At 66.0% G+C, this 14068-nt stretch carries 5 protein-coding genes and 2 pseudogenes; 3 read left to right on the top strand and 4 right to left on the bottom strand.

Annotation, left to right across the window (positions count from 1 at the left end):
* The first annotated feature begins 10 nt into the window (after positions 1–10).
* Together CCN72_RS17495 and CCN72_RS17490 are read left to right on the top strand one after the other, a co-directional pair.
* Entirely contained in the window at positions 11–781 is a 771-nt protein-coding gene (locus tag CCN72_RS17495) for a transposase (RefSeq protein ID WP_086808326.1), read from the top strand.
* Between the two features lie 108 nt (positions 782–889).
* Positions 890–1652: pseudogene (locus CCN72_RS17490) on the top strand (transposase family protein).
* Positions 1653–1959: 307 nt separating this feature from the next.
* Here CCN72_RS17490 and CCN72_RS38625 read toward each other — a convergent pair.
* From CCN72_RS38625 to CCN72_RS17475, 3 genes are read right to left on the bottom strand one after another with little or no spacing between them, the layout of a single operon-like run.
* Positions 1960–2424 (bottom strand): hypothetical protein, encoded by a 465-nt coding sequence (locus tag CCN72_RS38625; protein WP_143664121.1) that lies wholly within the window; start codon positions 2422–2424, stop codon positions 1960–1962.
* 40 nt (positions 2425–2464) lie between these two features.
* Positions 2465–9001: an RHS repeat-associated core domain-containing protein gene (locus CCN72_RS17480; RefSeq protein WP_208638031.1), complete on the bottom strand. Its 6537-nt coding sequence runs from the start codon at positions 8999–9001 to the stop codon at positions 2465–2467.
* Positions 9002–9059: 58 nt separating this feature from the next.
* A complete protein-coding gene (locus CCN72_RS17475; RefSeq protein ID WP_244174284.1) occupies positions 9060–12683 on the bottom strand; it encodes a LamG-like jellyroll fold domain-containing protein in 3624 nt (1207 codons plus the stop codon).
* Positions 12684–12962: 279 nt separating this feature from the next.
* On the opposite strand from CCN72_RS17475, the pseudogene CCN72_RS41700 reads away from it, so the two are divergent.
* A pseudogene (locus CCN72_RS41700) lies at positions 12963–13289 on the top strand (transposase); the annotation flags it as partial.
* A gap of 237 nt (positions 13290–13526) precedes the next feature.
* On the opposite strand, the gene CCN72_RS38080 reads toward CCN72_RS41700, so the two are convergent.
* Positions 13527–13709, bottom strand: coding sequence for a hypothetical protein (locus CCN72_RS38080; RefSeq protein ID WP_107430116.1), 183 nt, complete (start codon positions 13707–13709; stop codon positions 13527–13529).
* Positions 13710–14068: the final 359 nt, after the last annotated feature.

Genomic DNA, 14068 nt, shown 5'->3' with positions numbered 1-14068 from the left:
TGATCTTGTTGTGGCTGATGTGATCACGGCGTCGGAGCCGTCCTGGATAGCCCCGTTCACCGGGCTCAGCCCAAGGCAGTTCGGGATACTGGTGACCGTTCTGCGGCGCCAGGGTGCGGATGCCGTTCGCAAGGGCCGGCCGTGGAGTCTTCCCCTGGAGGACCGGGCCCTGCTGGTCGCGGCCTACTGGCGCACGAACCTGACCATGCGGCAGCTCGCGCCGCTGTTCGGCGTCTCGAAGTCGGCGGCGGACCGCATCATCGACCACCTCGGGCCGATGCTCGCTCTCCAGCCCCGCAAGCGGTTCGCCAAGGACACCGTGCTCATCGTGGACGGCACCCTGGTCCCCACCCGGGACCACACCGTCGCCGAGCGGTCGAAGAACTACCGGTACTCCACGAACCACCAGGTCGTCATCGATGCCGACACCCGCCTGGTCGTCGTGGTCGGCCGGCCGCTCACCGGGAACCGCAACGACTGCAAGGCAGGGGAGGAGTCCGGCGCCAAGGCCGCCGTCGGCAACACCCTTACCATCGCCGACGGCGGCTACCCGGGCACCGGACTCGTCATCCCGCACCGCCGCGAGCGCGGCCAGACCGAACTCCAGGACTGGAAAAAAGAGCACAACAAGTCCCACAAACAGGTCCGGGCCCGGGTCGAGCACGTCTTCGCCCACATGAAGACCTGGAAGATCCTCCGCGACTGCCGCCTCAAAGGCGACGGCGTCCACCACGCCATGCTCGGCATCGCCCGGATGCACAACCTCGCCCTCGCCGGATAGGCAGGCGGGCCGCACGGCGGCCAACCACGCCCGCGCAACCAGAAGATCATTTACGGGACAGCCCTTAAAGGGTGTTGCAGAAGGCCGTGAGCTGGGCATCTCCTTGGTATGGCCGCGGTGTTACGTGCTGAACGAATGTGGGTGGAGACGTTCACGGGGCTGCGGATGACGCAGTTTTCGGGTCTGTTGAAGGTGGTGCGGGAGCGGGTCGGCAACGGCACGTTGCGGGGCCGGCCGTGGTCGTTGCCGCTCGCCGAGCGGGTGCTGATGGTCGCGGTGTACTACCGCACCAATCTGACCATGCGGCAGCTGGGCCCGCTGTTCGGCGTCTCCTCGTCCACCGTCTGCCGTGTGATCCAGCGACTGGGACCGCTGCTCGCGCTCGAGCCGCTCTACAGACGCCCCGGACCGGATGTGGATCGTGGACGGCACCCTGATCCCGGTCCGCGACCGCGGCGTGGGCGCCTCCTCGCGTAACTACCGGTTCTCGGCCAACGTGCAGGTCATCGTCGATGCGGAGACCCGCCTCGTGGTGGCAGCCGCCCAGCCGGTGCCTGGCAACACCGCCGATGCCAGGGCATGGCGCAACTCCGGTCTGACCGAGCACTGCGAGGGTGTGACCGTGCTCGGCGACGGCACCTACATCAACACCGGCCTGATCGTCCCACATCGCAAACGCCCCGGACGACCGCTGCTGAAAGGCGAGGAAGAAGACAACGCCGCCCACCGCAAAGTCCGCGCACGCGTTGAGCACGTCTTCTCCCGGATGAAGAACTACAAGATCCTCCGCGACTGCCGGCAGCGCGGCGACGGCCTCCACCACGCGGTCCAGGCCGTGGCCCGCATGCACAACCTCGCCCTCGCCGCGTGACCACCAAGCTCAGCCGCCCGCTTCAGGCTGCTTGATCACGGCCTTGTGCAACACCCTTTAGCTACGCCATCTAGACGTGCATCGAGCCGAAGCTCGCCACCGTCGCTGGCCACGGAGCCGACACGAGTAGGGCCCCGCTGCCGTTGAAGCTGCCAGGACCCTACTCCATGCTGGCCGGAATGGCCCGACCGTAAAGCGTGGGACACCCTCCATCACCGATTACAGTAGCAGCTGCAGCTACGAACCATCGGCGCCGAGAATTCGAATCCGATGCCGTATAGCTTATCCGCCGGACCCGATGGAAGGGTTAAAGATAGTCGCCGCGACGATCAATAGAAGTAATTTCGGCCCCACTTTTCTCCACGAGCCACTCTATCGCCTTCATTGGCGTGCAATCGTCGGCAGTGGCAAGCAATACGATCATCTCTCGATCTTTGCTGCGAGAAAAATCGATGAGGTGCCAGAATTCGTTATCCGACGAGAACCAGTAGAGCCAGTCCAGAAGCTCCCAGCCAGCCTCATCTTCCATCTCGGCTCGCTTTGCAGCGGACGCTCGGCGCCACCCGTTCAACCACGCCCGCGATTCTGCCGCGCTCGCTTCAGAGGCGAACTGGGAAACCAGCCAGCCAGGCAGCCTACCGCGCCAGGCGAGCTCGCAAGCTTCATCGAGTTCACCCGCCGGGGGAGCCTGCATGAGGCATTCCAGTACGCTCGCGAGGCGAGCGAGTGACCCTGCCTCGCCTTCTACGACCACGTTCACGTGCGAGTCCAACTCACATTCCTTTCTCCATGCCATTCCAGGGAAATCGCAGCTATTTCTCAATTTTTGCGGTTCCCGGGATTATGTAGTCAAATAGCATTTTGGTTTGCTCGGGGCGAAGGCCGTATTGGTCTGAGTATTTCCTGTCGACCACCAGCGGGCTGCCGGGATATTTCCTTGCCATTCGCTCGGGGACTGCACTATCCCTAAGATAGTTCAAGTATTCTCGATCGACCTGGAAGGTGATTATTCTATGGCTACCGTTTCCGTGCTGATCTATCCGCCTGGCCAAGTAAGAGGTCGCCCGCTGGTCATTGCCGAAATTCAGGTATATCACCTGCTTTTTCGCATTTTTAATCAGAGGGTATCCGTTACTGATTTTGATGCGAGCGTACCTACCCTCGCCGTCTACCCGATAGACCTTGACAACGCCGGGTTCCACGCCTGGGGCGCCCCGGAGGCCTACCAAGGGGCCGAAAAGGGATATGGTGCGACCCCAGCTCCTGCGCGCCTCGCACTGCCAATGAGCATCACCGGCAGCGCACGGCAGGTTATCCCAGAAGTCCGCCGCAGCTTGCTCTTGCGCTCGCTCCTTTGCCTTAATTCCGGATGGGTCCCAGGCGGGGTTTGTTCCCATCGCATAGATGTTGCGATCGGGGGTCGGCTCGTCGTCCGGTCCTGCAAGGAGAGTGACAGTCACACCTGTGTTGCCGGACCCTACATCTCCGGAGCTGTTTGTGGAGGCCGTACCGCCGAGACGCCCGTCCCCGTACTCGCGCCCATGCTTCTTCTCCCACTCCTCAACCGACTTCGTGCCGCCACAGACCCCGTCCTGCATACACACAGCCTCGCCAGTGGGGTCGCTGGAAGTGACCGGCGTGTTGTTGGCGTAGGCGTAGCCGTTGAGTGACTGGTGCTGGTCCAGGGTCAGGAGCGGGTCGACGCTGATGAACTGGCCGATGGTGGGATCGTATTCGCGGGCGCCCATATGAGTCAGGCCCGTTGCATCGTCGGCCGACTTACCGAGGAATGCCTTGTCGTCGGGCCAAGACGACGGCTTGGCGCCCCGCTGGGCACCGAAGGGGGTGCTGTAGCGCTTGGTGACCGCGTACGCACTCGAGTCGAGGGCGATGCTGGAGGTGCCGTGCTGGTCGGCGGCCAGGAAGCTGAGCTTGGTGCCCGAGACGCCGGAGGCGGCGGTGCGGACGGCGATGGTCTGGCCGTTCGCCAAGTACGAGCGGGTTCCAGAAGTGGTCTTGGTGGTGCCCTTGGCGGTGAGGTGCAGTTCCGTGCCGGCGCCCAGGTACAGGACGGTTTCGCCGTCGCCCTTGGCCCGACGAATCAGTAGCTCGCCATCGGCGTCGTAGAGGTAGCTGGTCTCTTTCGTGCCCTCGGTGAGCTTGGACAGATCGCCTTCACCGTTCCACACGAGGTTCTGCTGGGCCGTCGGGCCAGGGCGGGAGGTGGTGTTGCCGCTGCTGTCGTAGGAGTAGGTGGCCGCGCGGGTGCCCGTGGTCTTGTCGAGCGTGTGGGGCTTGTCGTCCGTGGTGGCGTCGTAGGTGTAGGCCGTGGACTTGTCGCCCGACGTGGTGTGCTGCGTCTCGGTTTTGCGTTGGCCTGCGTTGTTGTACGTGTACGACGTCCAGTACGGCGCCGCCCCGTCGAGGTTTGCCATCGTCCGGCCGGAGGTGGAGCAGTCGGCCGTCTTCGGGGTCCATGCCTCACTCAGGCGGCGGTTGCCGTCGTAGGCGAAGCACTGGTAGTCGGCCTTGGCCGTGCCTGCCTGGGTGGCGGCGTCGAAGATGGAAGTGACGTTGCCGGCGTCGTCCTGGGTGAACTTCAGCTCCTGCGGCATGTAGCCGTGGACGTCATCGGTGACGTAGGAGCGGGTGAGGCGGCGGGTGCCCTCTTCGTAGTCCCAGCCGAGGTATGCCTTCTTCGCCGAAGTCGAGCCGTCCACGCCCAGGGTGAGCTGGCGCAGGTCGCCCTGTGGGGAGAAGGCGGCGCCCTGGAGGTAGCCAGTGGTGCCCTTGGCGGTCAGCTGATGGCCGGTGGCGTCGTAGGTGTAGGACACCGTCTCGGCGGCCAGACCACCCGCGGCAGGAGCTGAGTACTGGCTGATGGACCCGTCGAGGTTGTAACCGGTGGTGAAGGTCAGCTTGTTGGGTACGTAGCCGCCGGTGACGAGAGGGTCTGTGTCCGGCAGGTTCAGCTGGCTGCCGGTTGGGTGATACATCGCATCGAAGGCCGTGACCTTCTCCGTGTACGCCTTGCCGCTCACGCCGCCGTCGTAACGGGTGGCAGTGTCCTGCTGTCCCTTGGCCACGTTGTCGAAGCCCCAGGCCGCGAGCTTGTTGGCGTCGGTCTTGTCGGCCTGCCACATCCCCGTCTTGCGGCCGAGCAGGTCGTAGTCGTAGATGAGCTTCTTCGAGTCGTCCTTGTTCGGGGTGGTGCTGACGACCTGGTCGAGGTCGTTGTACTCCGTCTCGGTCTTGCCCTTGTCGGGGTCGGACGCTGTGACCTGGCGGCCGAAGAGGTCGTAGGTATACGCCCATTCGGTCTGGTCGGGGCCGGTGACCGACTTCTGCTGGCCGGCCGGAGTGTAGGTGAAGTCGGTTGTCGTGAAATCCGTGCCGGTCGCGGTGGACCCCGCGTACTCGCGACGTTGGGTGGTCTGGCCGAGTGCGTCGGTGACCACGGCGGTCGCTTGTCCGCCGGTCGGAGCGCTGGTGCTGACGGTGTCGCCCGAGTAGGCGGTATTGATCGTCCAGCGGGTGACTCCGTGGACCTTCGTCTCCGCCTTTTCCGGCCGAGCCGCGCCGTCGTAGGTGGTGTCGGTCTGGATGGGCGCCTGGCCCCCGGAGGTCTCCACGGCCTTCGAGCCGGGCGGTGAGGTGCTGTCCCAGATGTCGGACTGCTGGCTGACCGCGAGACCACGGGCGTCGTACAGCGTCAGGGTGATGAGCCGGCCGCCCTGTGGCGTCGGCGCCTGAGTCTGGCGCGAGCGCAGGAGGGAGTCGTAGAGCTCGTAGGTGGTGTTGTAGCCGGAACCGTCATTCTTCAGGGTGCCGGTCGACACCCACGACATGGTCGATTCGTCGCTTGTGACGTGGTACTCGTAGACGTAGTTGGGGGTTTTGCCCAGGAGTTTAGAACGGTTGGGCAACCAGAGTTTGACGATGCGGCCGAGGCTGTCGTATTCGCTCTCGGTGACCTTGTTGTTGGGGTCGGTGACCTTCAGCGCCGCCCCGGTGGCGAAGTCCAGGACGGTGGTTGTCTTGTTGAGCTTGGCGTCCAGGACGACGGTCGACGTCAACGGGCCCGCGCTCTCAGGGACGTAGGTGGTCGAGGACACCGGCGTATCGTGGGCGTCCGTGACGACCTTGGGACGTCCGAGTGTGTCGTATGTCGTCGTGGACACCTTCTGCCACAGGGGGCTGTCGTCGCTGCCGTATCCCTTGGCGCGTCCCGCCCAGGTGGGATCGCCCTTGGTGGGCTTCTGCGACGGCGACCAGCCAGAGGCCGAGGCGTCGTCGTAGACCGTGGCGGTATCGGAGACGACGTCGCCGGCGCGCTTGGAGTCGGCGGGCAGATCGAGTGCGGAGTCCGCGACCGTGCAGGACGCGGCGACCGTGCGCGTCCGGGAGACGAGGGAGTTGATGCCCTTGTCGTCATTGCGGGCGTGCCAGGTGCGGGTGCATTTCTCGTCGCCCGTGACCGCGTCGTCGCCCTGGTTCTCGACGGTCCCGGCCATGCCGTAGTCGTCGTAGGTGGTCTTCACCGTGTTCACCCGGTCGAACGGGGTGAGCTTGCTGGTGATGTTCGTGCGTGTGTGGGTGGCGGCGGTGCGGACGTAGTACGCCTCGGTGTCCGCGTAGGACTTGTGCTGGGTTGCTGTCCGCTTCGACCAGGGGTCGTTGACGGTGCCGCCGACTTCGGCGTCGCCGTTGTAGGTGACGGTCTCGCGGGTGAAGCCGGCGTACTGGTCGGAGTCAGTGATCTCGGCGGCCTTGATGCCGGTGACCGTCGAGGTTTTGCGTTTGTCGGCGTCCGGGGTCTTGCCGTCCGAGCCGAGTACTCGGTCACCGTTCATGCCGCGCAGGTAGACGATGGTCTCTTTGCTCTGCGTGTGTCCGGAGACACCGGTGAGGTGGGTGACCTGTTGGTAGCCGCGCCAGATGGACCAGGTGCGCTCCTTGGCGGGGGTCAGCGGGTCTTCGTCGTAGTGCCAGGCGCCGCCGCCCGTGTACTGGTAGGTGTGCTGTACGGCTTCCGAGCCGCCCTGGGGGTCGGTGGTGGACACGGCCTGGACCGGATATTTCTGGAACCAGTCGAGGACCGGGGCCTTCTCGCCGTTGGGTGACCAGTACACCGGGTAGCAGCGCCTGGTGTTCTCGTCCACCTTGGGCTTGCTGCCTCCTGCTGTGCAGTCGGCGTCCAGGTAGGTGACGATGGTCTGCGCGCCGGACTCGGAGGTGACCGTCTTCAGGCGGGGCCTGTTCAGCGGCAGGATGTCGTCGCTGGCGCCGTCGACCCGGTTCGGCATCATCACGTGGTTGAACTTGACCGAGTCCAGGGAGAGATCGGTACCGCGCTTGCCGGTGTGCTTGATCTCGTCCAGCCACAGGGACTGGTCGGTGGAGTCGCCGGTGTCACCGGGGTCGAGGTACAGCTGCTTGAGGGACCATGTGTCCACCGCTTCGAAGGCGGGGGTGGCAGCTGCCGCGTTCCATGCGTACGTGGTGGCCGCCGTCATGCGTTTGCGGGTGAAGAACGCGGGACCGACGTTGCCGGTGCACCTGTCGCCGTCCTTGCAGACTGCGTCGAACGGCACGTCCGGCCAGTTGTCGCGGGTGTCCTTGGTCAGCGCGTCGCAGCCGCTGCCCGAGGCGAGGCAGCGCTCGTCGTAGGTGAAGACCACCTTGTCCGAGGCGGCCGGGGAGGCGGAGAACAGGGTGCCGGCGTGCTGGCCGTAGCGGATCTCCTTGAGGTAGCCGCCGCGGATGTAGTCGGTGCCGGTGTTGTCGTCGCCGAGCATGTCGTAGTTGTTGTGCTCGGCGGTGTACCAGTAGGACATGGCGTTGCCGTGTGTGTCCTCGACATAGTCGAGGTTCCACCGCCATGCCTGTGTCTTGTGCCGGCCGGAGAAGGAGTCGCCGCTGCCGTAGCCGGGCTCGCCTTCGTCGTCGCCGAAGACGGGGACCGTCCACACCGACTGGGTGCGGTCGTCCAAGCCGGCGCCGTCGAGTTTGTTCAGGCCGAACACGTACTTGGTGCCGTCGCCGGTGATGACAGTCCAGTACTCGCCGTCGTCGTCGCCGTTGTCGGCTCCGGTGGAGTGGATGACGGTGGAGGCGTCGTCGTCCGCGAGCCGCCACTTTCCGCTGGTGTCGTCCTTGACCAGTTCGGTGGCCTTGCCGTTGAGGACGAGGGAGGCGTTGTCGTACTTCCAGCACAGGTCGTACTTGCCGTCCTGGCCGTCGTCGTCGCAGGAGCCGTACTTGCGCTCGACGTAGGAGGAGGTGAGGTCGAAACCGGTGCCGATCTGGCTGCCCTGGTTGTTGGTGTTCGCTGTCTGGCCGTCGATGCTGCCTGAGTCGTAGGAGATCGTCAGGTCCGGCTGAGGACCGGTGGCGGCCGGGGGTACGCGCAGGGGGTAGGACCAGGTGAACGAGCCGGAGGAGCCGCCGGCTTCCCATGTGGAAGAGGCGGACAGCGGCGTCGCCTTGTAGTCGCCGGCGCCGGACTTGGTGCCCGCCGTGACGGCCAGCAGCGTGGACTGCCGACCGGAGGCGAGTGTGACCGGTGCGGAAATGCTGTCCTTGGAACGGTGGTTGACGGAGTCGAGGGCCACGCGCTTGAGGCACTTCGCGGCTGCCGGTTCCTTCGCGGTGCAGTCAGTCAGGCGTGTCAGTTGCAGCCGGCCGGCCCAGTCACCGCCGTAGGCTGCGGCGAAGGCCGTGTAGCCGATGCCGAGACGGACTTTCCCGCCGGCCTGGGGGCCGGTGAGCTTGAGGACGACGCCCTTGACACCGAGTGTGGCGGCGGTCTTCTGGTCGAGGACCTCGACCGTGACGGACTTGGCCGTCTTGCCCGTGCCCGGAGCGGTCACCGTCACGGGCAGGGAACCGGGTGTGGCCTTGACGGTGCCCGTGTGCGGGACGGTGAGCGTGGTTCTGCCGGCCTTCGGCCAGGTGACCGGGTGCCGCTGATCGTGCCGGGCGCGGGCGGCCGCCGTCCGGTCGGCGTCGGCGGCTTTGCGCACCGTGGCGGCTGCGGTCTTGTTCACCTTGGCCGTGAACGGGCTGATTTTGGTGGCCTGTGGCGGCTTGAGATGCGGACGTCCCAGCGGGCCGGTGTCCGCGGCGAGGGCGACGGGTGTGAGGAGTCCGGGCAGAAGCGCCAGGCCCGTGGTCGCCGCGATGCGGCGAGTCCAGCGGGATCTGCCTCTGCGACTTCTGCGGCCCGGTGTCTGCCTGGGTATGCCAAAGGTTTTCAAAGCGGTTCTTCCTACGCGGCGCCAGGCTGTGTCATGCCGGGCGCATGCCGTTGAGGAGGAGATGAAAGGTGAGCGGGAGTGCCCGGGCATACCGGTGCCGGGCGGCCCGCTCCAAGAGCGGGCCGCTTCACGGGCCAACCAGTGCGCGTCAGGCGCTGTCGGGTGTGTCCAGCACCTGCGAGCGGATCTGATCGGCGCTCAGTGCCCCGGTCCACACGCGCAGTGACTCCAGGGAGCCCGGCAGGTAGTAGCCGGTGGATCCGCCGGCCGTTCCCCTGCCTGCGGACAGCGCGCCGCTGCCCTGCTGGACGGCGGAGAACCCGGAGTTGTCCTCGCCGGGCTGCTCGATGCCACCCACGTACAGGTGCAGTCGGCCCATCCGGTTCTCGGTCTTGGACGAGTCCGCGGGGTCGGTCCACTGCCACGGCTCCTGCGCGTCGAACACGCCGGTGACGTCCACTCCGGTGTCCACTTCGGCGAGGTCGCCGGCTGCCACCTCGGCGCTCTGGGAGACCTTGCCGTCCGAGCCGACGGCGGTGCGGGTGAACTTCCACTGGTAGGTGCCGTCTGCGGGCTTGACCACCCACAGCGCCCACGAGGACTCACCACCGGCTGCCTGCCCCGCCACTTGGGCCTGGTATCCGACCGGTTTGGCCGCCAGTTTGTCGGCGTCCAGCCTTACGTGGGCGGAGACGGTGAACGAGCCGGTCTCGTCGGTCACCGGGCCGGACGCCGACGCGTAGCCCGAGGTTCCGTCCAGGACGAGGGCGTTGTTGTCCTCGTCCAGTACCGCGCCGGCCGACGACAGCGCCAGCGCCGGTGCGGGGTAGGGGGTGAGTTCCTTGACCTGCGTGCCGGTGGAGGACGTGGCGTCCCAGTCCGCCACGAGTTCATTGGCCGCCACACCGTCCTGGGTGAGTTCGGCTTCCTGGGCGATCTGCTCGGGGCTGAGGGCGTACTGCCACACCGAGACCTCGTCCAGGCGGCCGCGGAAGTTGTCGACCCACGTGCCGCCGTTCAGGGAACGGCCGAACTGCAGGCCGGCGGAAGACGTCCATGGCTGGTATCCGGTGGACAGGTCGTTGAGCACTACCGGCTTGCCTTGCGGGCGGCCGTTGACGAACAGCTGGATGGTGTCGTTCGTCTTGTCGGTGTCGCCCTTGGCGTCGAAGACGGCCGCCAGGTGCGTCCACACGTTCAGCGGCGGTGGCCCGGCGTCGGCGATCGAGCGGAGGAAGACCGGGTTGTCCTTGGCGTCGGCGGCAGTGCGGTTGAAGACCCACTTCTTGTAGGTCGACGAGTAGTACAGGGTGAAGGCCGAGGCGTTCATGCCCGGTGCCGACAGCACCACGCGGTTCTGCGAGGCGTCGGTCAGGTAGGCCCACGCCGAGACGGTGAAGGAGTCCTTGGTGTTCACCGCCGGTGCCGCGGTCGCCGCATAGCCGTCGCGCGTGTTGTCGGTGCTGCTGTCGTTGAGGTAGAGCGAGTAGTCGGACTCTCCGCGGCGTCCGAGGGTCGACCAGCCGGCATGTGAGGTGTAGAGCGTGGCGTCGTGCCGGGTGCCCTCTGTGGCGCTGTCCTTGGCCACCGTCACACCCGAGTTCGGGGCCGCGTCGTCGAAGTGCCAGCGACCGACGGCTCCGGGGGCCGGAGCCACCTTGAAGGTGAACTCCGCGGGCGTGCCCCACCGGTTGTGGACGTCCTTCGCCCGCACAGAGAGCACTTGCGTCCCGGACAGCGGTGGTGTCACGTCCTTGACGTCGGTCTTGAGCCCGCCGGTGACCTGGCGGGCAGGCGTGGACAGCAGCTTCCACTCGTAGGCGGTGACATCGGTCTGGCCGCTTGTGATGTCGGCGGTGTTGGGCTGGAAGGTGAAGGAGCCCGGCACACCCGGTCCCCCCGTTCCAACGCAGACGTCGACACCGCATTCGGTGTAGGGGGAACCTGCCGTGATACGGGGTGCCTTGGGTGCGGACGAGTCGATCTTGAAGTAGCACCAGGAGCTGTAGGGCGACCACAGGTCCCCGCTCTTGCCGCTGTACGACCAGTGCGACTGGGTACGCGCCTTGTACCGGTACAGGCCCCCGTCGGCACGGTCGCCGGTGCGCATCTTCTCCAGCGTCTCGTCCGGGTGCCAGCCCGTGTCGGGCATGTCCCCCGTCCAGACCTGGTGCCAGGCCGCGTCATCGCCGCGCTCGACCACGTACTCGGCCTGGAGCGAGCCCTCCTCATCGCCCTTGTGTGCTTCGACCTGTGTCTGGACGCGCGCCTGGACCATCGGGTCCTTACGGGTGACGATCAACGGGTCGGCGGAGGACTTGTTGCAGTAGGCGGTCTTGCCGTCACCGGGGATGAGACCGACGTCCGTGGGCGTGCCAGGCTTGTAGGCGAAGGTGACCTGCAGTTCTGCGCTGTCGTCGAAGCGCTTCCAGGCCCGCGGGTCGTCTTCGTCGTGGGCCTTGAGCATGAGGGTCAACCGGCTGATCTTGCCGTCGGCGAAGGAACGTGCGGTACTCGTGAGGTTCTCGTTCGATTCATCCGGGTTGTCGTGGAATTCGATCCAGGCATCCGGCTGATCGGGGCTGCACAGACTCCCGCGGCCGGCCGAGACGTAGCGGTCGACCATCAGGTCCAGTTGCTTGGGGCCGGGCCACCGGGTGCCTTCGGAGATGTTGTCGGTGCGTTCCAGGTCCACCCAGTGGGGGTCGCAGTTGAACGACCACGTCTCGTGGGCCCGGAAGGTGGCATCCAGTACCTGCTTGCCTGCCAGCTTGGTAGGGGCGAACTCGAAGTACATGCGGTCGACGTAGCCGCCGCCGCAGTAGTAGCCGTCGGCGGTCCCGCACTTGCCGACGCCCTTGTCCCCGTCGAACATCCAGAACTTGTCGCCGTCCGAGGAGATCTTGGTGCGTTCGGAGACGCCCAGGCCGACGGAGGGGTCGATGTAGACGGGGTAGACGGTGTTCTTGCCGCGCAGCAGGTCCAGGTCCGGGTGCACGGCGACCGTGCCGTCGCCAACCTTCACCGGCAGCACTGCCGTGACATCTCCATCCCCCGGCTGCGAGGGGTCATCATGGGCCTGGCTGTCTCCGGGCCCCGCGGTGTCGGTGCGCATGAGCTGTGTCTGCGGGCCTGACGTACTGTCACCGGCCGAATCCCACATCTGGCCGGCCGGACCGCGGAAGACGGCGTTGCCGTCCTCGTCGACGGCCCGCAGACCGCCGCCGACGCCCGGGACCACGGAAAGTCCGTCTCCGGACGCGGTGAGTCTGACTTGTTCCAGCGCCGGGTTCTGCGCGGCCTCGGGCGTCTTGACGACGAGGACCTCGCGGTAGCTCTCGGCCGTGGCCGTCAGCTGGAGGTCCACGCCGTCGAAGACGTTGGCGTAGGTCGCCGTCGCACCGGCCAGAGTCGGCTTGGGCAGGTCGCCAGGCCAGCCCAGGGTGACCGATCGTCCGTCCTTGCCCAGTTGGATCATGTCCGTTCCGGAGCCGCCGCCGGAGAAGGACAGATCAACCACCGCGCCCTTGGGCGCTATTCGGCCGTCTGCGCCGCGCTCCAAGGCCGGATCGACCGCGCCCCAGTCGCCGTCCCGTTCCTTCACCCGCTGGGGCGTGGTGGACTGCGTCAGCGTGAACGAGCCGTCCGGGTTCGCCTTGGTCGTGGAGTACTCGGTGCGGTCTGCCGTCACCTCCACTGGTTCCCCTGACGTCGCGGCCTGGGCAGAGGCGGTGGTTTCATCCACCGGACCTGAGGCTGGCGCACCCGACATGGGAAGAGCTGCCGCAGCGGGCGATCCAGGCAGTACCGCAAGTACGAGCGACGCCACGGCACCGCTCAGAAGGCAGGCGTGTGATCTTCGCGCCCTCCGCACTGGCGACAGGCCAGCCCGCCGAGACTCCACGAAATCCCCCCACATGTATGAATCTTGTAAAGGTCTCGGAAAGTAAACGGCGAGTGATCACGCGTGGTCAACCAGGTGTGGCGCTGATCACACAGGGGGGCCATAGCTTGCTCGCCTGAACTCAGCCACCGGACTCTTGGCCTCGCGGCCGGTCACCCTCTGCGCCAGCCGGACGTGGTCCTGGCGGACGAATGCTTATTCGTCCCGCGCGATCCGCGAGCACCTGCGCCGACGCGGCATCCGTGCCGTTATCCCTCCCCGGCGGATCAACGCGGCCACCGACTGCGACGCGGCAGTCGAGGCGGCCGACTACTGATCTTCGATCGCGGGACCTACAAACAGCGCAACACCGTCGAGCGGTGCATCAGCCGACTCAAGCAGTGTCGAGGCATCGCCACCCGCTACGACAAGGCAGCCACCATCTACCTGGACGAACTCCACATTGCGGGCCTCTTCCTCTGGTCCGCCCGATAATCCAAACGAAATTGCCTAGCCGAGGACTCGCGCGATCCGGTCGTGATCGTGCAGGGCACCGGGGCTCAACCCGTTGGATCGCTACCAAGTTCGACTTTCTCCTGGCTCTATCGGCACGAGGTGTGCGGGCGGGAGGTGGTGCTGCGGCTGGGGAACATCTCCCTCGGTCGGCAGGGCGGCTGCTGGTACCGCGCGCGCAACGCGCCGATCCGCCGGAAGAAGCGGGGCGCCGTCCGCTCAGAGCGTGCCAGAATCGCGCATGGCGACGACCATTTCCTTCACGGCACCAGGGGTGCCGAAGATGGCCGGCACACGCTCTCCCTTTGCATGCTCTGTAGACGCGGACAGGTCAAGCGGCTTCCCTTCGAGCTGACAGGCGCGCCCGCCGGCCTCGGTTGCGATCAGTGCTGGAGTGATCACGTCCCAATAGCGGTAGGTGAAGGCTCAAGAAGCCACCAGGACTCCATCGAGCACACCAGCGAACATCTTGGCACTGCCCACCGCGCGGCGGTCCCTTGAGTGCTCAAAGAGCCGGCGCGGCAATCGCCAGCAGGGCCCTGAAAGCGCCCCTAGAGTGATGCGCACCGTTTAGAATTAATCCCTCCGGCTTTCGCGGGGTGCGGGGCGATTTGAGGGGGTTCGAGTCAAGCAAGAGGAAGTCACCCCCCGGCTTTTCGATTCGTGTCGTAGTGACCGAAGTTGGCTGCTGGTGCAGTGCAGGACTTCCAACGGAGTGAGACCTGCTTGGACTAGCAGGGCTAGGTTCTGTCTCTTTGGTC

Origin of the sequence: Streptomyces murinus, from assembly GCF_002154555.1 — a bacterium.
Classification (GTDB): domain Bacteria; phylum Actinomycetota; class Actinomycetes; order Streptomycetales; family Streptomycetaceae; genus Streptomyces; species Streptomyces murinus.
Note: the sequence above shows the minus strand (reverse complement) of the source record. Positions and strands in the feature narration are given on the sequence as shown.

Bases quoted from the DNA above. Each gene is read 5' to 3' on its own strand.
- CCN72_RS17475 (WP_244174284.1), bottom strand. From the start codon at position 12,683: ATGTCGGGTGCGCCAGCCTCAGGTCCGGTGGATGAAACCACCGCCTCT.
- CCN72_RS17480 (WP_208638031.1), bottom strand. From the start codon at position 9,001: ATGCCCGGGCACTCCCGCTCACCTTTCATCTCCTCCTCAACGGCATGC.